This is a genomic window from Streptomyces shinuiensis (assembly GCF_043660855.1).
Taxonomy (GTDB): Bacteria; Actinomycetota; Actinomycetes; order Streptomycetales; family Streptomycetaceae; genus Streptomyces.
This window is the reverse complement of sequence record NZ_JBIHML010000001.1, coordinates 1517501-1538694: the sequence shown is the minus strand read 5'-3', so window position 1 is coordinate 1538694 and position 21194 is coordinate 1517501. Positions and strand designations below refer to the sequence as shown.

General features: G+C 71.2%; 19 protein-coding genes (1 of these 19 cut by a window edge). 15 read left to right on the top strand and 4 right to left on the bottom strand.

Annotated elements, in window-relative coordinates; genetic code table 11:
- The first annotated feature begins 10 nt into the window (after positions 1-10).
- From mycP to ACGRHY_RS06620, 6 genes are all read left to right on the top strand, one after another.
- Positions 11-1312, top strand: coding sequence for a type VII secretion-associated serine protease mycosin (gene mycP / locus ACGRHY_RS06645; protein ID WP_394634465.1), 1302 nt, complete (start codon positions 11-13; stop codon positions 1310-1312).
- A gap of 98 nt (positions 1313-1410) precedes the next feature.
- Entirely contained in the window at positions 1411-1818 is a 408-nt protein-coding gene (locus ACGRHY_RS06640) for a DUF2563 family protein (RefSeq protein ID WP_394634464.1), read from the top strand.
- Positions 1819-1834: 16 nt separating this feature from the next.
- Positions 1835-3511, top strand: a complete 1677-nt coding sequence (locus tag ACGRHY_RS06635) for a WXG100 family type VII secretion target (RefSeq protein ID WP_394634463.1) — start codon at positions 1835-1837, stop codon at positions 3509-3511.
- A gap of 19 nt (positions 3512-3530) precedes the next feature.
- Positions 3531-4799 (top strand): S8 family serine peptidase, encoded by a 1269-nt coding sequence (locus ACGRHY_RS06630; protein WP_394634462.1) that lies wholly within the window; start codon positions 3531-3533, stop codon positions 4797-4799.
- A gap of 71 nt (positions 4800-4870) precedes the next feature.
- Entirely contained in the window at positions 4871-5236 is a 366-nt protein-coding gene (locus tag ACGRHY_RS06625) for a WXG100 family type VII secretion target (protein ID WP_394634461.1), read from the top strand.
- Between the two features lie 29 nt (positions 5237-5265).
- A complete protein-coding gene (locus tag ACGRHY_RS06620; protein WP_394634460.1) occupies positions 5266-5553 on the top strand; it encodes a WXG100 family type VII secretion target in 288 nt (95 codons plus the stop codon).
- 73 nt (positions 5554-5626) lie between these two features.
- Here ACGRHY_RS06620 and ACGRHY_RS06615 read toward each other — a convergent pair whose 3' ends face one another.
- A complete protein-coding gene (locus ACGRHY_RS06615) occupies positions 5627-5860 on the bottom strand; it encodes a DUF397 domain-containing protein (RefSeq protein WP_394634459.1) in 234 nt (77 codons plus the stop codon).
- A 454-nt stretch (positions 5861-6314) separates the two neighbouring features.
- Positions 6315-10316 carry a type VII secretion protein EccCa gene (gene eccCa, locus ACGRHY_RS06610; RefSeq protein ID WP_394634458.1) on the bottom strand — a complete coding sequence of 1334 codons (4002 nt, stop codon included), beginning with the start codon at positions 10314-10316 and terminating at the stop codon, positions 6315-6317.
- Between the two features lie 260 nt (positions 10317-10576).
- On the opposite strand from eccCa, the gene eccD reads away from it, so the two are divergent.
- The 6 genes from eccD to ACGRHY_RS06580 all read left to right on the top strand — a co-directional run bounded on the left by eccD (position 10577) and on the right by ACGRHY_RS06580 (position 17788).
- The gene (gene eccD, locus ACGRHY_RS06605) at positions 10577-12052 is read left to right on the top strand and encodes a type VII secretion integral membrane protein EccD (RefSeq protein ID WP_394634457.1); all 1476 of its coding nucleotides are present in this window, start codon (positions 10577-10579) and stop codon (positions 12050-12052) included.
- Positions 12053-12280: 228 nt separating this feature from the next.
- Positions 12281-12568 (top strand): 30S ribosomal protein S15, encoded by a 288-nt coding sequence (gene rpsO, locus ACGRHY_RS06600; RefSeq protein ID WP_093662273.1) that lies wholly within the window; start codon positions 12281-12283, stop codon positions 12566-12568.
- Positions 12569-12845: 277 nt separating this feature from the next.
- Positions 12846-15077 carry a polyribonucleotide nucleotidyltransferase gene (locus ACGRHY_RS06595; RefSeq protein WP_394634456.1) on the top strand — a complete coding sequence of 744 codons (2232 nt, stop codon included), beginning with the start codon at positions 12846-12848 and terminating at the stop codon, positions 15075-15077.
- Between the two features lie 92 nt (positions 15078-15169).
- A complete protein-coding gene (locus tag ACGRHY_RS06590) occupies positions 15170-16513 on the top strand; it encodes a M16 family metallopeptidase (protein ID WP_394637949.1) in 1344 nt (447 codons plus the stop codon).
- Between the two features lie 55 nt (positions 16514-16568).
- A complete protein-coding gene (gene dapB, locus ACGRHY_RS06585) occupies positions 16569-17321 on the top strand; it encodes a 4-hydroxy-tetrahydrodipicolinate reductase (RefSeq protein WP_394634455.1) in 753 nt (250 codons plus the stop codon).
- Between the two features lie 5 nt (positions 17322-17326).
- Positions 17327-17788: a hypothetical protein gene (locus ACGRHY_RS06580; protein ID WP_394634454.1), complete on the top strand. Its 462-nt coding sequence runs from the start codon at positions 17327-17329 to the stop codon at positions 17786-17788.
- A 40-nt stretch (positions 17789-17828) separates the two neighbouring features.
- Here the strand turns inward: ACGRHY_RS06580 and ACGRHY_RS06575 are convergent, their stop codons facing one another.
- Positions 17829-18380 carry an SCO5741 family PH domain-containing membrane protein gene (locus ACGRHY_RS06575; RefSeq protein ID WP_394637948.1) on the bottom strand — a complete coding sequence of 184 codons (552 nt, stop codon included), beginning with the start codon at positions 18378-18380 and terminating at the stop codon, positions 17829-17831.
- A 52-nt stretch (positions 18381-18432) separates the two neighbouring features.
- Positions 18433-18672 carry a hypothetical protein gene (locus ACGRHY_RS06570; protein ID WP_394637947.1) on the bottom strand — a complete coding sequence of 80 codons (240 nt, stop codon included), beginning with the start codon at positions 18670-18672 and terminating at the stop codon, positions 18433-18435.
- Between the two features lie 246 nt (positions 18673-18918).
- Between ACGRHY_RS06570 and thyX the strand changes: the two genes are divergently transcribed.
- From thyX to ACGRHY_RS06555, 3 genes are all read left to right on the top strand, one after another.
- A complete protein-coding gene (gene thyX / locus ACGRHY_RS06565) occupies positions 18919-19611 on the top strand; it encodes an FAD-dependent thymidylate synthase (RefSeq protein ID WP_394637946.1) in 693 nt (230 codons plus the stop codon).
- Between the two features lie 167 nt (positions 19612-19778).
- Positions 19779-20678 carry a 4-hydroxy-tetrahydrodipicolinate synthase gene (gene dapA / locus ACGRHY_RS06560; protein ID WP_394634453.1) on the top strand — a complete coding sequence of 300 codons (900 nt, stop codon included), beginning with the start codon at positions 19779-19781 and terminating at the stop codon, positions 20676-20678.
- A 102-nt stretch (positions 20679-20780) separates the two neighbouring features.
- Positions 20781-21194 carry the beginning of a ribonuclease J gene (locus ACGRHY_RS06555; RefSeq protein WP_394634452.1) on the top strand. It continues 1272 nt past the right edge of the window, so the window shows 414 of its 1686 coding nt (coding positions 1-414); the start codon lies at positions 20781-20783; its stop codon lies beyond the right edge, outside the window.

The following is a 21194-nucleotide window of genomic DNA, read 5'->3' as shown; positions in this document are numbered from 1 at the left end:
AGAGCGCGAGATGACGGACACTTCGGCTCCCAACACGCCCGCGCCGGCGAGGTGGGCGGCGCTCCCGACGGCCGCGGCGATCGGCCTGGCGGCCCTGGGCGCCGTCGCAGCCCCCCTGGCCTGGGCGCCGCCGGCCGCCGCGGACACCGGGCAGTGCACCTTCCCCGCCAAGCCCTTCGAGGGCAGGCCCTGGTCGCTGAAACGGGTGATCCTCGACCAGCTGTGGGAGAAGACGAAGGGCAAGGGCGTCAAGGTCGCGGTCATCGACACCGGAGTGGACGACGACCACCCCCAGTTGAAGGACGCGGTCGACGCCGGACTGGGCATGAGCAATCTGCCCGCCCCCGAGAAGGACGAGTACGGCAACATCCCCAAGCCTCCCGCGAAGGACGGCACGGACGACGCCGTCGGCCACGGCACCAAGGTCGCGGGCATCATCGCCGCACGCCCGGCCGGGAACACCGGCTTCGTCGGCATCGCCCCCGACGCGACCATCGTCCCCATCCAGCAGAACGATGCCGCCGGGAGGGGAAACACCGACAGCATGGCCGAGGCAATCGACCACGCCGTCGACGTCGGGGCGAAGGTCGTCAACATCTCGCAGGACACCGCCGAGCCCCTGCTGCCCAACTCAAAGCTCGAGCAGGCGGTGAACCGCGCACTGGCCGAGGGCGTCGTCATCGTCGCCTCGGCCGGCAACGACGGCCTGGGCGGCAACGTGAAGGAGACCTATCCGGCCTCCTACGAGGGCGTCATCGCCGTCGCCTCCTCCGACCGGAACAACGAGAGGGCGCCCTTCTCCCAGTCGGGCGACTTCGTGGACGTCGCCGCGCCCGGCGTCGACATGATCTCCACGGTCCCGGGCGGAGGCCACTGCGCCGACGACGGCACCAGCTTCTCGGCGCCTTACGTGGCGGGCGTGGCAGCCCTGCTCGTGGCCGAGCACCCGGACTGGGAGCCGCACCACATCGCCGCCCAGATCGCGCAGACCGCCGAGCGCTCCGTACCCGGGCACGACCGCCATGTGGGCTGGGGCGTCGTCGACCCCGTCCGGGCGCTCACCGAGGACGACAGGCCGGTCGGGAAGCCGGTGGCCCGCGAGGGTGTGGACCGGGCCGAACCGCCGACCCCGGCCGAACTCCACCTGGGCGAGACCCCGCAGGAGCGTGACAGGCGCCTGGGCACCTACACGGTGGTCGGCGGAGGCGTCCTGGTGTCGGTGATAGCCGGGGGCTCGCTGGTGTACCGGGACTGGCGGCGCAGACGGGGACCGGCCGAGGACCGCGTCCGCGGCGCCGGGACGCCCATGTGACGCGCCGGAGAACCGGGTTGCCGTCGTGTCACAGGCAGTGTCTAGAGTGATGGGGCACGGATCGGGATGTGCGTTGGAGCAGGCGGAGGGGGAGCCTGATGGGGGTGCCGACCGGAAAGCTCAAGGGTGAACTCGAGTCGCTCAAGGACTTCAAGAACCGGGTCGACGACATCCTGGAGGATCTGGGGAGTTCGCCCGCCTCCCCCACGAAGGTCGGGCAGCAGGAAGTGAAGCGGTCCTCCTTCGGGGGCGAGTTCGCCGAGGCGGACGGCGTCTACTCGCAGTACGCCCGGGTGCACGCCCAGCTCACCAGGCTCTCCGGAGTCCTCGGCGACCAGATCGAGGCCATGCGCATCGCCGTCCACGGTGCCGACGTCGGCTTCGGCAACCTGGAGGACGACTTGAAGCGGCGCTTCTGGGCGCTCCAGACCAGGGCCCACCAGCATCAGCAGCATGCGGCGAGCAGGCAGCCGCCCGAGGACGAGGCCACCGGGGTCACCTACTGACGGGGGAGGTACGACCGTGACCGACAAGGACGGGCAGAGCGGGCAGGACAGGCCCGAGGAGCCGTTCGTCGCAGGACAGCTCGTCATGACCGATCTCAAGCGGAACGGCGCCCTCGTCCCGGTCGACCTGTTCGGGGGCATGGCCGCGCGCAACAGTGTCATGGGCACCACGGACTTCGAGAACAAGGACCTCGAAGAGATGTTCTCCCTGGTGGACGACGCGGACCCGGCCGACATCGAGACCGCCGCCGACACGCTCTGGGACGCGGGCGGCAAGATCAGACAGGTCGGCGACGACCTCAGGAAGCACATCGACAAGGTCGACTGGGAGGGTGAGTTCGGCGACAGCTTCCGCGGGTGGGGCCGGAAGCTGAGCAGGAACACCCTGCTCCTCGCGGACTTCACCGAGAAGGCCAGCACCCAGCTGAAGGCCGCCGGAGTCGGCCTGTCCATGGTGCGCGGCGGCATGCCCGAGCGCGATCCGGCGGTCATGGCCGCGCCGCGCCTGGAGAGCATCCCGCCCGAGGAGCGCGACGAGTCCAGCGAGAGGTACAGGCTGGCCGGGGAGAAGGAGGACAACCGCCAGGAGGCCATCAACCAGATGAACCGCCTGGCCTCCTACTACAAGGTCTCGCACGACAACATGACGGGCCTGGAGGAGCCGGAGTTCGGCCCGATGCCGAACGTCGGCATGCCGCCCGCGCCGCACGAGGACGGGAGAAAACCCGCCCCCGGGGGTGGGGGCGTCTCCGCGTCTCCTGGTCACGGAGGTGGGGGACCCGTGAACGGCTCGCAGGCCACCGGCGTGGGAGCGACGCCCTCCGCTCAGGGCGAACCCGGATTCGTCGGGGGAGTCCCCGCGCCTCGGGAACCTGTGCGCACAGACCTGAACACCGCTGCTCCCGTGGCACCTACCGCGCCCGCCGACACCGGCCCGCGCACCCCGGCCGCCCCGACGGGCGGCGGGCCCGCCGCACCCGGCCCCGCCCTGCCCGGCCCCGCCCCTGCTCCCCCTCACGGAGGAGGAGGGGGGAATCTCAAGCAGGTGGGTACCTCCGGGCTTCCGACCACACACGCTCCGGGCCAGGGGCCTGGCCGGCCCGGAACGGGACGTGCGGGTGGTCCGTCCACCGTTCCGCCGGCGGACAACACGAACCCCCGGCCGGTCACGGGCTCCGGCCCTCCCGCCGGAAGGGCGCCCACCGCGACGGCACCGCCCATGGGGCGGGGCGGCAGTGGCATCTTCGGGGGGACTCCGCAGCAGGGCGGAGGGACGTCCAGTGGCCCGCGCCTCCCGCGTGGAACCGTGGTCGGAGCGGAGCACGGCACGACGGGACGGCCCCCGGCGGGAGCCGCGGGCACGGGAGCGATCGGCTCGGGGACGGGCTGCGGCCCTACCGGGCGCAGGCCGGGTGCGGCGACCGGCGGCGGTGCCGTCGGAGCTCCCCGGAACACCCCCGGCCAGGGGGGCGCGGTACGTCCCTTCACGCCCGGCGGCTCCGGGCTGGCGAGAGGCGGCACAGGTGGTGCGGGTGGAGTCGGCCAGAGCACGGTGGGCGCGGTACCACGGGGCGGAGGCACGGGCCCCCACGAGGAGAACCGGAAGGACTCCCGCAGGCCCGGCCACCTCACCGAGGACGAGGAGACCTGGCGGACGGGGCGCAACGGAACCGCCCCTCCTGTTATCGACTAACCCACGACGGAGAGCGGCGATGACGGCAGGACACGACCACGGCCACAGGTTGCCGTCGCGGCGTATGCGACGGCGCCTGCTCTCCGCACTGGCTGTAACCGGTGCATGGACCATATGCCTTGTCGGGACGGCACCTGTGGCTCAAGCGGAGGATGTCCGTTCGCAGCAGTGGTACCTGGACGCCATGCGGGCCGAGGAGATGTGGAAGGTCAGCACGGGCGAAGGTGTCAAGGTGGCCGTCGTCGACAGCGGCGTCAACGACTCCACCGATGCTCTCCGGGGCCAGGTACTACCCGGAGAGGACATGACCGGGACCCCGGGGGAGGCCACCGACGACTACCTCGGCCATGGGACGGCCATGGCGGAGCTCATCGCCGGCACGGGGAAGAACGGGGGCGTCCGGGGACTGGCCCCTGGAGCGAGGGTCATCCCATACCGAATTCCGCTGAAGGGTCTCGACGGCAAGTCCAAAACCAACGGTTTTGTGAAGGCGATCCGTGCGGCGGCCGACAGCGACGCCAAGATTATTAACATGTCCTTCGGAGGCCCGTACTACGACCCGGCTAGAGCAGAGGCGATCGAGTACGCCATTGGTAAAGGGAAACTGCTCTTTGCTGCCGTCGGAAACGACGCCGAAGGAAGAAACAGGCCAGAATATCCGGCCTCGTACCCCGGCGTCGTCGGCGTGGGCGCCACCGATGAGCAGGGCGAGGTGACGGGCTTCTCCCAGTACGGCGTCAACGTGGATCTGTCCGCTCCGGGAAGCGAGATGCCCGGTTGGTGTGACAAGAGCTTCCAGAAGTACTGCGTCAGAGACGGAGGCACGAGTTCGGCCACCGCCCTCGCCTCCGCCTCGGCGGCTCTGATCTGGGCCAGGAACCCCGACTGGACGGCCAACCAGGTCCTCCGTGTGCTGGTGGACACCGCCGGGCGCAAGGACAAGAAGGAGGGGGCCTCCAGCGTGCACATCGGATACGGTGCCGTCCGGCCCCGCATCCACCTACTCGACGGCGGGGGCGACTCCGGAGACCCGGACAGGAACCCGATCGAGGCCACGGAACCGACCCTCCCGCCGGCGGCGTCCTCCGCCGAGGGGGAGAGCGACGGCAAGAACGACCGGGACGGTGCCGGGAGAACGGACGAGGACCGGAAGGACCAGGGTGAGACCGCGGCCGCCGCGTCGGAGGACGACGGCAGTCTGTGGATCTACCTGGGGGCGGGTGCCGCGGCGGCCATCGTGGTCGTCGGCGCATTCGTTCTCGTGCGGAGGACGATCCGCAGGACATGACGGGGCCCGTGCGCGGAGCACCCATGACGACCAGTCAGTGATCACCATCAACCACATTCGAGGAGAGCGGTATGTCCGGAGAAGGCGGCGGCGACTTCCAGTCAAATGATGCCGATCTCAAGTCGCTGATCGACCAGGTCAACGACATGCAGGCCAAGCTCAAGAGCAAGATCTCCAACCTGAACGCCGTGGTCGACACGATCCAGGGCGCATGGAAGGGCGATGCCGCGAGCTCCTACGACCGGCTCCAGCGGGATACGAACGAGTACGCCCGGAAGCTGGACGGCAGGCTCCAGATGATCGAGGAGGCCCTCCAGGCGAGCAAGGACGGGTTCACCGCCAACGAGATCGACCAGATGGAGAAGTTCAACCAGCTGGCGAAGGCGAGCCCGATCAGCGACTTCGCCGGTACGGGCGTCACCCCGACCGTCAAGTAACGAGCCATACAGAGAAGGTAGGGGCCGAAATGACCATCAAGATCACCTATGGCACCGTCATCAGCGCGGCGGAGGATGTCCGCAACGCGGCCAAGGAGCTGACGAACCAGCTCAACGCGCTCGAGGACAAGGTGATGAAGGTCGTCAACACCTGGGACGGTGAGGCGAAGCAGGCGTTCAAGGCCAAGCACGACGGCTGGGGCCGGGACGTCAGCGGCCTGAACGCCACCCTGAACGCCATCGCCGACAACCTGGTCGAATCGACCAGCGGTTACCAGCAGACGGACCGCAAGGCGGCCCAGCGGTTCGAGTTCTGACCCCTGGGGTCCGTCGCGCCCGCCCGCTTTTCCGCTCGTCCCCCGGCCGGCGAGAGATCCGGGGCGCGGGGTCTCAGGGCTTGAGGTCGAATTCCCCGTCGCGGACACCGAGGACGAAGGCCCGCCACTCGGCGGCGGTGTAGCGCAGCACGGTGCCGGGGTCCTTGGAGTTGCGCATGGCCACGGCACCGCCCGGCAGATGGGCGATCTCCACCTTCTCGTCCTCCGGACCGCCGGGCGCGCTCTCCCACACGGCGTCTGAGATGTCCATCGCGTACAGCTCGTCCTTATCCTGCTGAGTCCCCATCAGTGTCCTTCCTCGATGGACGCCGGCGACGGGAGCGTGCCCCGTGCCACGCCGCACCGGCGGATCCCCGGCGCGGCGTCGGTGAACGTGAGGGGCCCGGCGCGGCGCTGCGCGGCTCACGGCCCCCGGGCAAGATAACAGCCCGGTACGTGCTCCGAGGGGCGTCCGCGCAACCTCCGGACCACGGGGAACGCCGGTTCGAGACGACTCGCGGACACGTCCGGGGCCGGCCGGGGAGTCACCGCCCGGAGCGTTCCGGGACGGAGCGCGACGCGATGGCGGCGCCGACGAGTCCCGGGGGCGCAACTCCTGGGCCCCCGGCCCCAGCACCCGGCGCCCGCCGGGCGTGCGGGAGCGGTCGAGGAGGCTCTTCCCCGGCGCGGGAACGCGCCGGGGCGGCGGCATGCCGGCGGGCCGGGTGTGCCGCCGCCCCGGGGACCCGGGGGAAGGGGGGTCAGCTCGGCGGCAGCCAGCCCACCTGGACCAGCGGGGCCCCGCGCTTGCGGGAGACGAAGTGGCCCCGGCCGGGCGGCATCGGCCGGCCGCGGACATTGCCGAGGAGATCGCCCTCGCCGGGGTCGGCGGAGAGGACCACGCCCTGGGCCCCGAGCTCCTTCATGCGCTGCATGAACGGCTCGTAGGAGGCGCGGGAGGCCCCGGCCGAGCTGCGGGCGATGATGAAGCAGACGCCGATGTCCCGGGCGAAGGGCAGGTGCTCGGCGAGCATCGCCAGCGGGTTGCCGCTGGAGGTGGAGACCAGCTCGTAGTCGTCGATGATCATGAACATTTTCGGACCGTGCCACCAGCTGCGGTCGCGCAGCTGCTGCGGGGTGACGTCCTCCGGCGGGGTGCGCTTCTCCATCAGGTCCTTCATCGCTGCCATGTGCGTGTCCATGGCGTTGGACATGGCGGCGTACACGATGAGGTGGGAGTCGGGGATGTCCCCCAGCAGCGAGCGCCGGTAGTCGGCGGCGACGATGCGCGCCTCGTCGGGCGTGTAGCGCTCGCAGATCTGCTTGGCCAGCAGACGCAGCAGTGCAGTCTTGCCCGATTCGCTCTCGCCGAAGACCAGGAAGAACGGGTCGGTCTCGAAGTCGACGAAGACCGGCCGCAGGGTGTTCTCGTCGATGCCGAAGGCGACGCCGTACCGCGGGTGGTCGCCGCCTCCCGGCAGCCGGCCGGCGGGCAGCTCGCGCGGCAGCAGCCGCACCGGCGGGGCCGGGGGCCCCTGCCAGGCGTCGGCCACCGCCTGGGTCAGCGCCGCGGTGGCGTCGGAGAGCTCCTCGTCGGAGGCGACGCCGTCGGTGCGCGGCACCGCGGTCATGAAGTGCAGCTTCTCCGGCGTCTGGCCGCGCCCGGGGACACCGGTGGGCACGTTCGCCGCGACCTTGCGGTCGAACTCCGAGTCCATGGTGTCGCCCAGCCGCAGCTCAAGCCGGTTCAGCAGCTGGTCCTTCAGGGCCGGCCGCACCTCCATGTACCGGGAGGCCGCCACCACGACGTGGATGCCGTAGCCCAGACCGCGGGAGGCGATGTCGGTGACGACGGCCTCCAGCATCTCGTACTCCTGCTTGAAGGCCCCCCAGCCGTCGATGACCAGGAACACATCACCCCACGGCTGGTCGGTGATCTCCCCGCGGGCCCGGCGGCGCCGGAAGGTGGCGATGGAGTCGACACCGCCGGCCCGGAAGTACTCCTCGCGCTGGTTGAGCACACCGGCGACCTCGGCCACGGTCCGCCGCACCCGCTCCGGGTCCAGCCGGGAGGCGATGCCGCCCACGTGCGGCAGGTCCTTCACGGCCGCCAGACCGCCGCCGCCGAAGTCCAGTCCGTAGAACTGGACCTCCTGCGGGGTGTGGGTGAGGGCGAAGGAGGCGATCAGAGTGCGCAGCAGGGTGGACTTGCCCGCCTGCGGGCCGCCGACGACCAGCATGTGGCCCGCGGCGCCGGAGAAGTCGCGCAGCAGCGTCTCGCGCCGCTGCTCGAACGGCTTGTCCACCAGGCCCAGGGGAACCGTCAGCCGGCCCGCGTGCGGATGGTCCGGCCGGGTCAGGCCGCGGCCGGGGACCACCTCCAGGCCGGGCAGCAGCTCGTCCAGCGGCGACGCCTGGTCCAGCGGCGGCAGCCACACCTGGTGGGCGGCCGGGCCCTGGTTCTCCAGCCGGCGCACGACGACGTCCAGAACGGTGTCGGCCAGCGCGTCGTCGTCGGCCGGGGCGGCGGGTACGGGGGCCGGGGCGGGCTCGGCGCGCCGGGGGGCGGGCACCGGCACCGGCCTGGCGGTGAAGAGCACCGGCCGGCGCTCGGCGGGCAGCGGCCCGCCGGCGGTTCCGGCGGAGGCGGAGGCGCCGGAGCGGTAGGCGCCCGAGACGTAGGCGGCCTTGAAGCGGACCATCTCGTCGGTGCCGAACTTCAGATAGCCCGAGCCGGGCACCGACGGCAGGTGGTACGCGTCCGGCACGCCCAGCGCCGCGCGGGACTCGGCCGCGGAGAAGGTGCGCAGACCGATCCGGTACGACAGATAGGTCTCCAGACCGCGCAGCCGTCCCTCCTCCAGGCGCTGCGAGGCCAGCAGCAGGTGCACGCCCAGCGAACGGCCGATGCGGCCGATCTGGATGAACATGTCGATGAAGTCCGGCTTGGCCGTCAGCAGTTCGCTGAACTCGTCGATGACCAGCACCAGCGAGGGCAGCGGGATCAGCGGAGCGCCCGCGGTCCTGGCCCGCTCGTAGTCGTGGATGTTGGCGTAGTTGCCGGCGTCGCGCAGCAGTTCCTGGCGGCGGTTGAGCTCGCCGCGGATGGAGTCGCCCATGCGGTCGACCAGCGAGAGGTCGTCGGCCAGGTTGGTGATGACGGCCGCCACGTGCGGCATCTGCGACATCCCGGCGAAGGTCGCGCCGCCCTTGAAGTCCGCCAGCACGAAGTTCAGCGTCTCCGAGGAGTGCGTGACCGCCAGGCCCAGGACCAGGGTGCGCAGCAGTTCCGACTTGCCCGAACCGGTCGCGCCGACGCACAGGCCGTGCGGGCCCATGCCGTCCTGCGCGGCCTCCTTCAGGTCCAGCATGACCGGCTGGCCGGCCTCGCCCACGCCGATGGGCACGCGCAGCCGCTCGGCCGTCGACCGCGGCCGCCAGGTGCGCCGCACGTCGACCGAGGCGGCGTCGCCCAGACTCAGAAGGTCGGTGAACTCCAGGTTCGCCAGCAGCGGTTCGTCGTCGTCGCCGCCCGCACCCATGCGCAGCGGGGCGAGCTGACGGGCCAGCGCCTCGGCGGTCTCCGGGGGGAGGAAGTCGGGCCGGCCCCGGTACACCGCGCCGTGCGCCGACTCCAGCCGCAGCTCACCGGGGCGTACGACCACCGACAGGCCGCCGCGCGGACTGCCGATGTCACCGGGAACGACCTCGATGACGGTGACTCCCTGCAACCCCTCGGCGGAGGCCAGCATCGACTCCGGGGGCACCACGGAACCGCCGTCCAGCACGACCACCACATGCGGCTGATCCAGCAGCGGCGGTGCGGAGGAGTTGAAGCGGGGGCGGCCCTCCAGTCCCGCGCCCAGCAGATGCTCCAGGCCCGCGGGATCGCCCGTGATCAGCCGCCCGCTGCCCGCGCCGTCGGCGACGCCGGAGACCTGGACGTGGGGCAGCCACTTGGCCCACTCCCAGCGCTCGGCGCCGTCCCGCCCGGTCACCACGCCGACCACCAGGTCCTCGGGGGAGTGCAGGGTGACCAGGGAGGCGACCATGGCGCGGACGGCGCCGTGCACCGAGTCCGGGTCGCCGCTCACCGTCAGGTGGTAGAAGGCGCGCAGGGACACGGCCATCGGCAGGTTCGCGACGGTTCCCTGCGTCTGCAGGAACTGGTGCATCGCACCGGCCGTCAGCGGCTCCAGCTCGTCCACCGGCGCCGTCTCCGGAGCCACCAGCGGGGTTGTGAGCCGCTGCTCGCCCAGGCCGACACGTACGTGCACGAAGTCGTCGTCGCTCGCGCGCCGTTCCCACACCCGGCCGGGGGCCTCCCCGGCGAAGCGTGGGGAGGACTCGGCGACCAGGGTCCACAACTGGTCCGGAGAGGGGTGCAGGTAGTACTGCGCGTCCCGCTGCATCCGCGCCGTCCTGCGGACCTTGCGCCTGGTCTGCGCCAGGTACTTGAGGTAGTCGCGGCGCATCTGGGCCATCTCGCCCTGTGTGCCGCGCCGGAACCGCACGATGGTGGCGATGAGCATGGCCACGGTGGACGCGATCATGATCATGCCCATGATGCGCATGAAGGGATGCGCGTTCGGCATGAAGAAGAAGACCACCGAACCACCCATGCCCAGCATCGGCAGAAGCTGGAACAGCATGCCCTCCTGCTGTCCGCGCGGGAGTTCGGGTGGCGGTTCGAGCCTCAGATCCTCGCCGGGCACGCTGGGCGGGAGCACCCGCGGCGGACGCTTGACGACGATCTGGCTCACGGAAGCATCAATCCCTCGGGCAGAGCGGGACGGTGGTGTGTCTGCCGGCGCCCCCGTGGCGACGGACCCGGTCCGCGCGGGGCGATACTACTGGCAGCCGGCGGCGCCGGGAGGGCGGTAGGGTGGCGCGCGCCATACGCGCGGCGTGAGCGGCCGACCAGGGGTGAAAAGCCGCGGGAGAACGCGGGGTCCCGCGAAGGTGCCGCGCGCACCGTGTGGAGCCAGTGAGCCAGCGAGCAGCCCACGAGGGGGATCTCAAGGTGAGTACGACTGCACCGGCAGCCGCCACCGGCTTCTGCCGGATCACCATCGTCGCGCCCGACAGCCGTATCGACGTGGCCCTCCCCGAGGACGTCCCGGTCGCCGACCTGTACCCCGAGATCCTCCGCCTCAGCGGCCAGGCCTCCGCCGAGGGCGCCCCCGTCGGCTACCACCTGGTGCGCCGCGACGGCGGCGTGCTCGACAGCGCCCGCTCCCTGGCCGCCCAGCGGGTCCTGGACGGCGAGGTCCTCAGCCTCCGCCCGTTCGCCGAGTCGCTGCCGCCGGCCGTCTTCGACGACGTCTCCGACGCGGTCGCCTCCGCGGTCTCGAAGGACCGCAGGATGTGGGGCGACGACCTGATGCGCGGCGCCGGGCTGGTCGGCGGTGTGGTGCTGCTGTCACTCATGGCCTTCGTGCTGTGGTTCGCCGACCCGGTCCGCCACGACATGCACAGCCTGCCGGGCGTCCTCGCCGCCGTAACCGGAGTGCTGCTGATCGCCTTCGCGGCGGTACGGGCCCGGGTGTACGACGACCGCCCCTGCGCGGCGGCGCTCGGACTCGCCTCCCTGCCGCACGTGATGATCGCCGGCTCCGGGCTGCTGCCCCTGGCGGACGGCGCAGGCATCGGCAGACTGCAGTTCCTGCTCGGATGCGTGGCCGTCCTCGTCGCCTCCGTCGCCCTGATCGCCGCCACGCCGGGCGGGGACGGCCCGTTCGTCGCCGCCGCCTTCGCCGCCGCCATCGGCACCCTGGCCACCTTCGCCGGCATCCTCGCCGGGCTGAGTCCGGTGCAGACCGCGGCCGTGTGCGCCCCCGTGGCGATCGGCGCCATCGCCTTCCTGCCCGGCCTGTCCGCCCGTTTCGCCCGGCTCCCCATCGGCTACAACGCACCGCGCGCCGGCACCATGCGCTACGACGAGGACCCCGACGCCGCCCCGGACACCGCGGGCCCGGTCGACGCGGACCGCATCGCGGCCCAGGCCCGCCGCGGCCACGAGACGCTGCTCGGCCTCGTCGGCGGCTGCTCGGCCGTCACCGTCGCCTCGGCGGCCGTCCTGGGCTTCTCCGACTCCGGCTGGGGACAGCTCCTCGCCCTGGCCGCCGGTCTGGCGGCGCTGACGCGCGCCCGCCTGTTCCGCTACACCGCCCAGGTCGCCTGCACCCTCGCCGCGGGTCTGGCCGCCCTGGCCCTCCTCACCCTGGGGCTGGCCCTCAACCCGCCGGCCGACCTGGTGGGCGAACTGCTGGCCGGGAACAGCGGCCCGCTGGATCTGCGCACCGTCTGGCTGTCGGCCGCCCTGGCCGGCGCGGCGGCACTGGCCACGGCCATCGGCCTGATCGTGCCGCGGCGCGGCGTCACCCCCTTCTGGGGCCGCTTCCTCGACTTCGCCGAGGGCCTCGTCCTGCTGTCGCCGGTCCCGCTGTGCCTGGCGGTGCTGGACGCCTACTCCGCCGCACGGAGCATGACCGGCTGAGACGGACGACCGGAACCTCCCAGCCCCTCCGGCGGTTTCGGCGGCGGCCTGCGGTGAGCGGCCCGTCGCACGACTGGTAGGGTTGTCGGCGGCCGTTTGTGTACGCGTCTTCCGGTGACCACCTGGAGGCAGCGCCCAGCGGACCCCGCCTCCCGAGTCATGGAAGATCCCCTGCGCGGAAGACCAGGGGCACTCGGTGGCCTCGACGAAGAATCCAAGGAGTATCGAGTGTCGCTCGACGCCGCTACGAAGAAGCAGATCATGGCCGAGTTCGCCACCAAGGAGGGCGACACCGGCTCCCCCGAGGTCCAGGTCGCGATGCTCACCCGTCGCATCTCGGACCTCACCGAGCACCTGAAGACCCACAAGCACGACCACCACTCCCGCCGGGGCCTGCTGCTCCTGGTCGGCCAGCGCCGCCGCCTGCTGCAGTACCTGGCGAAGAAGGACATCCAGCGCTTCCGCGCGCTGGTCGAGCGCCTGGGCATCCGCCGCGGTGCGGCCGGCGCCCGGTAGTACGCCGTGAGAGGGAGCGGTTCCCGGCAGGGGAACCGCTCCCTTCGCCGTACTCGCGGCACCTCACAGGCACTCACGGAGGCCGGAAGCTTTGTAGTCTGGTCCCACAACGACATACGAGAACGAGGCGGAGCGCCTTCACGCCGCCGGTCCTCGGTAGTGGCCCCCGGGCGAAAGGCCCCGGGAGCTTCGATCGAAGACCGGCCCGCACGGGAAGACGCTCCACCGCCACCGTCCGCGCCACACGGGCACGGACGCAGACGAGGAGAATTCCCTGGTGGAGAACGAGACCCACTACGCCGAGGCCGTCATCGACAACGGATCCTTCGGCACCCGCACCATCCGCTTCGAGACGGGCCGCCTGGCCCGCCAGGCCGCCGGCTCCGCCGTGGCCTACCTGGACGACGACACCATGGTGCTGTCGGCCACCACCGCCTCGAAGCACCCCAAGGAGCAGCTGGACTTCTTCCCCCTGACGGTCGACGTCGAGGAGCGGATGTACGCCGCGGGCAAGATCCCCGGCTCCTTCTTCCGCCGTGAGGGCCGCCCCAGCGAGGACGCGATCCTCACCTGCCGCCTGATCGACCGCCCGCTGCGCCCGTCCTTCAGGAAGGGCCTGCGCAACGAGATCCAGATCGTCGAGACGATCCTCGCGCTCAACCCCGACCACCTCTACGACGTGGTCGCCATCAACGCCGCCTCCTGCTCCACCCAGCTGGCAGGGCTGCCCTTCTCCGGCCCGATCGGCGGCACCCGCGTCGCCCTGGTCCGCGGCCAGTGGGTGGCCTTCCCCACCCACAGTGAGCTGGAGGAGGCCGTCTTCGACATGGTCGTCGCCGGCCGTGTCCTGCCCGACGGCGACGTGGCGATCATGATGGTCGAGGCCGAGGCCACCGAGAAGACCGTCGAGCTGGTCAAGGGCGGCGCCGAGACGCCGACCGAGGAGGTCGTCGCCGCCGGCCTGGAGGCCGCCAAGCCCTTCATCAAGGCCCTGTGCAAGGCCCAGTCGGACCTGGCGGCCAAGGCGGCCAAGCCGGTCGGCGAGTTCCCGGTCTACCTGGACTACCAGGACGACGTGTACGAGGCGCTGCAGACGGCCGTCCGCGACGAGCTGTCCCAGGCGCTGACCATCGCCGGCAAGCAGGAGCGCGAGGCCGAGCTCGACCGCGTCAAGGCGCTGGCCGCCGAGAAGCTGCTGCCGAAGTTCGAGGGGCGCGAGAAGGAGATCTCCGCGGCGTACCGCTCGCTGACCAAGGCCCTGGTCCGCGAGCGCGTCATCAAGGAGAAGAAGCGTATCGACGGCCGCGGGCTGACCGACATCCGCACCCTGGCCGCCGAGGTCGAGGCGATCCCGCGGGTCCACGGCTCCGCGCTGTTCGAGCGCGGTGAGACCCAGATCCTGGGCGTCACCACCCTCAACATGCTCCGCATGGAACAGCAGCTCGACACCCTCTCGCCAGTGACGCGCAAGCGCTACATGCACAACTACAACTTCCCGCCGTACTCCACGGGCGAGACCGGCCGCGTCGGTTCCCCCAAGCGCCGCGAGATCGGCCACGGTGCGCTGGCCGAACGGGCGATCGTCCCGGTCCTGCCCACCCGCGAGGAGTTCCCGTACGCCATCCGCCAGGTCTCCGAGGCGCTGGGCTCCAACGGCTCGACGTCCATGGGCTCGGTGTGCGCCTCCACCATGTCGCTGCTGAACGCCGGCGTGCCGCTCAAGGCGCCGGTCGCCGGCATCGCCATGGGCCTGATCTCCCAGGAGATCGAGGGTGAGACCCACTACGTCACCCTCACCGACATCCTCGGTGCGGAGGACGCCTTCGGCGACATGGACTTCAAGGTCGCCGGCACCCGCCAGTTCGTCACCGCCCTCCAGCTCGACACCAAGCTGGACGGCATCCCGGCCTCCGTGCTGGCCGCGGCCCTCAAGCAGGCCCGCGACGCCCGCCTGCACATCCTGGACGTGATGAGCGAGGCCATCGACGTCCCGGACGAGATGTCCCCCAACGCGCCGCGGATCATCACCGTGAAGATCCCGGTCGACAAGATCGGCGAGGTCATCGGCCCCAAGGGCAAGATGATCAACCAGATCCAGGAGGACACCGGCGCCGACATCACCATCGAGGACGACGGCACCATCTACATCGGCGCCGCCGACGGTCCGGCCGCCGAGGCCGCCCGCGCCACCATCAACGGCATCGCCAACCCGACGATGCCCGAGGTCGGCGAGCGCTACCTGGGCACGGTCGTGAAGACCACCACCTTCGGAGCGTTCGTCTCCCTCCTCCCGGGCAAGGACGGCCTGCTGCACATCTCGCAGATCCGCAAGCTCGCCGGCGGCAAGCGCGTGGAGAACGTCGAGGACGTGCTGGGGGTCGGCCAGAAGGTCCAGGTCGAGATCGCCGAGATCGACCAGCGCGGCAAGCTGTCGCTGATCCCGGTCCTCGAGGAGGACGAGAAGGAAGGCGCCGAGACCACCGACGCGAAGGACACCGCGACCAAGTGACGCGCACGCCCCGTACGACGGCCCGCCCCACCGACCCGGTGGGGCGGGCCGTCGCCCGTCCTCATCACGCCTCCCGCCCGGCCGCCGGACCCGTGCCCGGATCCGTCTCCGGACGCTGGTCCCCGTCCGCCGTCGCCGCCGGAAACGGCGCGGGCACAGTCCGCAAGACCGTGCTCCCCGGCGGTCTGCGGGTCGTCACCGAGTCGGTGCCGACCGTCCGCTCCGCCACCTTCGGCATCTGGGCGCGGGTCGGCTCCCGTGACGAGACGCCCACGCTCAACGGTGCCACCCACTACCTGGAGCACCTGCTCTTCAAGGGCACCGGGCGGCGCAGCGCCCTGGACATCTCCGCGGAGATCGACGCGGTCGGCGGTGAGATGAACGCCTTCACGGCGAAGGAGTTCACCTGCTACTACGCCCGTGTCCTGGACACCGACCTGCCGCTGGCGGTCGACGTCGTCTGCGACATGCTGACCGGCTCGCTGATCCGCTCCGAGGACGTCGACGCAGAGCGCAACGTCGTCCTGGAGGAGATCGCCATGACCGAGGACGATCCCGGGGACTGCGTCCACGACCTGTTCGCCAGGACCATGCTCGGCGACACACCGCTGGGCCGCCCGGTCCTGGGCACCACCGACACCATCAACGCCCTCACCCGCGACCAGATCGCCCGTTTCCACCGCCGGCACTACGACCCCACCCACCTGGTCGTCGCCGCCGCCGGCAACCTCGACCACGACACGGTCGTACGCCAGGTGAGCGAGGCTTTCGAACGCGCGGGCGCCCTGGGCCGCACCGACACCGAGCCCGTCGGCCCCCGGAGCGGCTCGCGCCGCATCCGCACCGCGGGCCGCGTCGACCTGCTGGACCGCGCCACCGAGCAGGCCCACGTCATCCTCGGCATGCCCGGGCTGTCCCGCACCGACGAGCGCCGCTGGGCGCTCGGTGTGCTCAGCGCGGCTCTGGGGGGCGGGATGAGTTCCCGGCTGTTCCAGGAGGTGCGGGAGAAGCGCGGGCTGGCCTACAGCGTGTACTCCTACACCTCCGGCTTCGCCGACTGCGGCCTGTTCGGCGTGTACGTGGGCTGCCGCCCCAACCTGGTCCACGACGTGCTGAAGATCTGCCGCGACGAGCTCGACCACGTCGCCTCGCACGGTCTGGGGGACGAGGAGCTGCGCCGCGCCATCGGACAGGTCTCCGGTTCCACGGTCATGGGGCTGGAGGACACCGGCGCGCTGATGAACCACATCGGCAAGGGCGAGCTGTGCTGGGGCGAGCAACTGTCGGTCGACGGGATGCTCGCGAAGATCGCCTCCGTGACCCCCGACGACATCCGCTCGGTGGCCCGCGAGATCCTGGGGTGGCGACCCTCACTGTCGGTCATCGGGCCGCTGACCGACCGGCAGGGCGCCCGCCTGGACGAAGCCGTCGCCTGACCGGTCCGCCCGACCCGGGCCCCGCGGGCCCGTACCCGTGAAAGGGAACACGCACATGAGCAAGCTCCGCGTAGCAGTCCTCGGCGCGAAGGGCCGCATCGGCTCCGAGGCCGCCCGCTCCGTGAAGGGCGCCGACGACATGGAACTCGTCGCAGCCCTGGACAAGGACGACTGCCTGGAGGCGCTCACCGATGCGGGTGCCCAGGTCGTGGTGGACCTGACGCATCCCGACGCGGTGATGGGCAACCTCGAGTTCTGCGTCGGCCACGGCATCCACGGCGTCGTCGGCACCACCGGCTGGACCGACGAGCGCCTCGGGAAGCTGCGCACCTGGCTGGAGGCGTCCCCGGGCACCGGAGTGCTGGTCGCGCCGAACTTCTCCATCGGCGCCGTGCTGACCATGCGCTTCGCCCGGCAGGCCGCCCGCTTCTTCGAGTCCGTCGAGGTCGTCGAACTGCATCACCCGAACAAGGCCGACGCGCCCTCCGGCACCGCCACACGCACCGCCCGGCTCATCGCCGCGGCACGGGCCGAGGCGGCCTGCCCGGCGCAGCCGGACGCCACCACCTCCGCCCTCGACGGCGCCCGCGGCGCGGACGTGGACGGGGTCCCGGTGCACGCGGTGCGGCTGCGCGGACTGCTGGCCCACCAGGAGGTGCTCTTCGGTGACACCGGCGAGACCCTCACCATCCGCCACGACTCACTGCACCACAGCAGCTTCATGCCCGGCATCCTGCTGGGAGTGCGTCGCGTGACGGGCACCCCCGGCCTCACCGTGGGGCTGGAGCACTTCATGGACCTGGACTGAGAACCATGGGCGGAAAGATCACCTACACCTTCCTCGCCGTCTCGCTGGTCGTCGTCTTCGCGGTGGTGGCACTGGAGGGCGTGCTGCTGCTGAGGACGGGCGAGCCTGCCGCGATGGGGATGGGGGCAGTAGCCTTCGTCCTCCCGTGCGTCGGGGCCTGGTTCCTGTGGCACAACACCCGCTTCGCGTGGAACGCGGGCCGCCTGGCGCGGGAACTGGAGGCCGAGGGCGGGCTGCCACAGGACGGGCCCGCGCGGACGGCGGGCGGACGCCTGGACAAGGCGTCGGCGGACGAGGTCTTCGCCCGGCGCAAGGAGGAGACCGAGGCCGCCCCGGACGACTGGCGCTGCTGGTTCCGGCTGGCCGTGGCCTACCGCGACGCCCGGGACACCCCGCGGGCCCGCAAGGCCATGCAGCGTGCCATCGCGCTGCACGACGGCGGGCCCGTGCGGGAGACCGCCGCCTGAACGGCGCCGGCCGCCCCCGGGCCCGACGGGTCGGCGCGGGCTAGGGGCGGCGGTTCTCCGCGGCCCAGCCCTCGACCACGTCCGCCGCCTGGTCGAAGGAGCCGGGGCGGGACAGGAAATCGGCGTTGTGGTCGGTCAGCACCGGCCTCAGTGCCTCGCCGCGCCGCGGTTCGACGAGCAGGGCCTGACCCTGCACGGTCCGCGGCATGCCCAGCCACTTCACCGGCTGCTGCACGGTTCGTACGGCCGAGACGTCCCGCCAGGACAGCGTCGTGGTCGAGACCAGGCCCACCTGGCGTATCCCGCGGGCACTGACCCACACCCCCACCCGCACCAGCCGCAGCGCGTACGCGATCACCAGCGCCGCGACGAGCAGGCACACGACCGCCTCCGCGGTGGCGCCCGCCATGGCGATGATCAGGGTGGACATCAGCATGTAGGCGGCGAGCAGCAGCGCCAGCGCCGCTCCGGCCACCCGCCAGGGGCCCGGCCGGTACGGTCGTCGCCATCTCTCCCGCTCCTCGTACGGCAGCGGTTCGTCGGAGGCGGTGGCGTCCAGTTCGCCGTCGGCCGTCAGGAAGTGCAGTGGCACGGGATCCTCGCTCACGGACACAGTGGGTGGGGGCCTGTGAGCGAGGAGATTATCAGCGGCTCTCGGCGGCGGTCGGCCGGTCCGGCCCGCCGTCCTGCGGCCGTGGGGTCTCCAGGGCCGGCATCCCCAGAAGCAGGGACCCCACGAGGCCGGCGACCACGACCACCCCCAGCAGCACTCGACCGGCCACATCCGTCCTCGACGGACGGTGGCGCGGGGGAGTGACGTTACTGCGGAAGTGTCCGGAGTCGGCGACGAAGGCGAAGGGCACGGACTCCTCGCGGCGGACCATCTGCTGCTGCTCCTCGAAGGGTGATCTGTACTGCCACAGGGGGAACGTCCAGGCGTCCGATTGAGTGCCCGTTTTCTGCTGCTTGCGGAAGAATATCAGCGAACGTGCCCGTTGCCGTTCCGGCGGGGGCGAGGTCGCCCCCGCGGACGTCGCCGCCATAGGCTGTGCGCCGCCCCGACTTCCCGCGTGGCACGACCGAAAGGATCCCCGGTGTCCGACGCCCCCGACATCCGCTTCCGCAGTGACATGACCGTCGAGCTGGTCAAACACTCGGCCGCAGACACCGACGTGCTGTGGGCGGCGCGGGTCTCCACCGCGGGCGAGCAGTCCCTGGAGGAACTGGAGAAGGATCCGCAGCGCTCCAGGGGGCTGGTCAACTTCCTGATGCGCGACCGGCACGGCAGCCCGTTCGAGCACAACTCGATGACCTTCTTCATCAGCGCACCGCTGTTCGTCTTCCGCGAGTTCCACCGTCACAGGGCCGGCTGGAGCTACAACGAGGAGAGCGGCAGGTACCGGGAGCTGGAGCCCGTCTTCTATGTGCCGGACACCTCCCGCAAGCTGGTGCAGGAGGGGCGTCCGGGCAAGTACCGGTTCGTAGAGGGCACGGCCGGGCAGCACCGGCTGGCCGTCGAGAGCATGGAGTTCTCCTACCGCCGCTCCTACGAGGCGTACCAGGAGATGCTGGACGCCGGCGTCGCCCGCGAGGTCGCCCGCGCGGTCCTTCCGGTCGGCCTCTACTCCTCGATGTACGCCACCTGCAACGCCCGGTCGCTGATGCACTTCCTGGGGCTGCGTACCCGGCACGAGCTGGCGAAGGTGCCCTCCTTCCCGCAGCGGGAGATCGAGATGGTCGCCGAGCGGATGGAGGCGCACTGGGCCGGTCTCATGCCGCTGACGCACGAGGCGTTCAACGCCAACGGGCGGGTCGCCCCGTAGAGCACGGGACCGCTGCGATCTATGTCCGGATTGCGGCCTTTGAAGATGTTCGTCTACGCTTTTCCTACGGACCCGGTACTGTCTGAACCCCCGAGCGGACAGTGCCGGGCTCCTCAACCGCCTCCCGAGGGCGCACCGGACCTCCGGCTGCGAGTAGCGTGGGATCCATGGCTCCGACCTCCACACCGCAGACGCCCTTCGGGCGGGTCCTGACCGCGATGGTCACGCCGTTCACCGCGGACGGCGATCTCGACCTCGACGGCGCGCAGCAGCTCGCTGCCCACCTGGTGGACGCCGGTAACGACGGCATCGTCGTCAACGGCACCACCGGCGAGTCCCCGACCACCAGCGATGTGGAGAAAACCCAGCTCGTGAGGGCCGTGGTCGAGGCGGTCGGAGGCCGCGCCCACGTCGTCGCCGGAGCCGGCACCAACGACACCCGGCACAGCCTTGAGCTGGCCCGCGCGGCCGAGCGGGCCGGCGCCCATGGCCTGCTGGCCGTCACGCCGTACTACAGCAAGCCTCCGCAGGAGGGCCTGTACCGGCACTTCACCGCCATCGCCGACGCCACCGGCCTGCCGGTCATGCTCTACGACATCCCCGGCCGCAGTGGCGTCCCCATCAACACCGAGACCATCGTCCGACTGGCCGAACACCCCAGGATCGTCGCCAACAAGGACGCCAAGGGCGACCTGGGGCGTGCGAGCTGGGCCATCGCCACCAGCGGACTCGCCTGGTACAGCGGCGACGACATGCTCAACCTCCCGCTGCTGTCCGTCGGTGCCGTCGGCTTCGTCTCGGTCGTCGGCCACATGGTCGCCCCCGAACTGCGCGCTCTGCTGGACTCCCACATCAGTGGTGACGTCACCAAGGCGATGGAGATCCACCAGAAGCTGCTGCCGGTCTTCACCGGTATGTTCCGCACCCAGGGTGTGATCACCACCAAGGCCGCCCTCGCGCTCCAGGGGCTGCCGGCAGGCCCCCTGCGCATGCCGCTCGTGGAGCTGACCCCGGAGGAGACCGAGCAGCTCAAGCGCGATCTCGCCGCCGGCGGGGTACAGCTCTGAAACAGACTTCACAACTGGATACGGACCAACAACTGCAAGTGCACGACGATCGCGCGCCACGTGCCCGCCAGGGTGCGTGGCGCGCGTGGTGAGGAGAGACTTTTGAGCCACCCGCATCCCGAACTCGGCCCGCCGCCGCCACTGCCCGAGGGGGGCCTGCGCGTCACCCCGCTGGGCGGTCTCGGCGAGATCGGCCGCAACATGACCGTCTTCGAGTACGGCGGCCGACTGCTCATCGTCGACTGCGGCGTCCTCTTCCCCGAGGAGGAGCAGCCTGGAGTCGACCTGATCCTCCCGGACTTCAGCTCCGTGCGGGACCGACTGGAGGACATCGACGGAATCGTCCTGACCCACGGCCACGAGGACCACATCGGCGGCGTTCCGTACCTGCTGCGGGAGAAGCCGGACATCCCGCTGATCGGCTCCAAACTGACACTGGCCCTGATCGAGGCCAAGCTCCAGGAGCACCGCATCCGTCCCTACACCCTTGAGGTGACCGAGGGCGACCGCGAGCGC

What these genes read in the sequence shown, in the direction of transcription:
- thyX (WP_394637946.1), top strand. Translation starts at nt 18,919, where the DNA reads ATGACCGTCGAGCTGGTCAAACACTCGGCCGCAGACACCGACGTGCTG.
- ACGRHY_RS06615 (WP_394634459.1), bottom strand. Translation starts at nt 5,860, where the DNA reads ATGGGGACTCAGCAGGATAAGGACGAGCTGTACGCGATGGACATCTCA.
- ACGRHY_RS06570 (WP_394637947.1), bottom strand. Translation starts at nt 18,672, where the DNA reads ATGGTCCGCCGCGAGGAGTCCGTGCCCTTCGCCTTCGTCGCCGACTCC.
- dapA (WP_394634453.1), top strand. Translation starts at nt 19,779, where the DNA reads ATGGCTCCGACCTCCACACCGCAGACGCCCTTCGGGCGGGTCCTGACC.
- ACGRHY_RS06640 (WP_394634464.1), top strand. Translation starts at nt 1,411, where the DNA reads ATGGGGGTGCCGACCGGAAAGCTCAAGGGTGAACTCGAGTCGCTCAAG.
- dapB (WP_394634455.1), top strand. Translation starts at nt 16,569, where the DNA reads ATGAGCAAGCTCCGCGTAGCAGTCCTCGGCGCGAAGGGCCGCATCGGC.
- ACGRHY_RS06580 (WP_394634454.1), top strand. Translation starts at nt 17,327, where the DNA reads ATGGGCGGAAAGATCACCTACACCTTCCTCGCCGTCTCGCTGGTCGTC.
- ACGRHY_RS06620 (WP_394634460.1), top strand. Translation starts at nt 5,266, where the DNA reads ATGACCATCAAGATCACCTATGGCACCGTCATCAGCGCGGCGGAGGAT.
- mycP (WP_394634465.1), top strand. Translation starts at nt 11, where the DNA reads ATGACGGACACTTCGGCTCCCAACACGCCCGCGCCGGCGAGGTGGGCG.
- ACGRHY_RS06630 (WP_394634462.1), top strand. Translation starts at nt 3,531, where the DNA reads ATGACGGCAGGACACGACCACGGCCACAGGTTGCCGTCGCGGCGTATG.
- ACGRHY_RS06625 (WP_394634461.1), top strand. Translation starts at nt 4,871, where the DNA reads ATGTCCGGAGAAGGCGGCGGCGACTTCCAGTCAAATGATGCCGATCTC.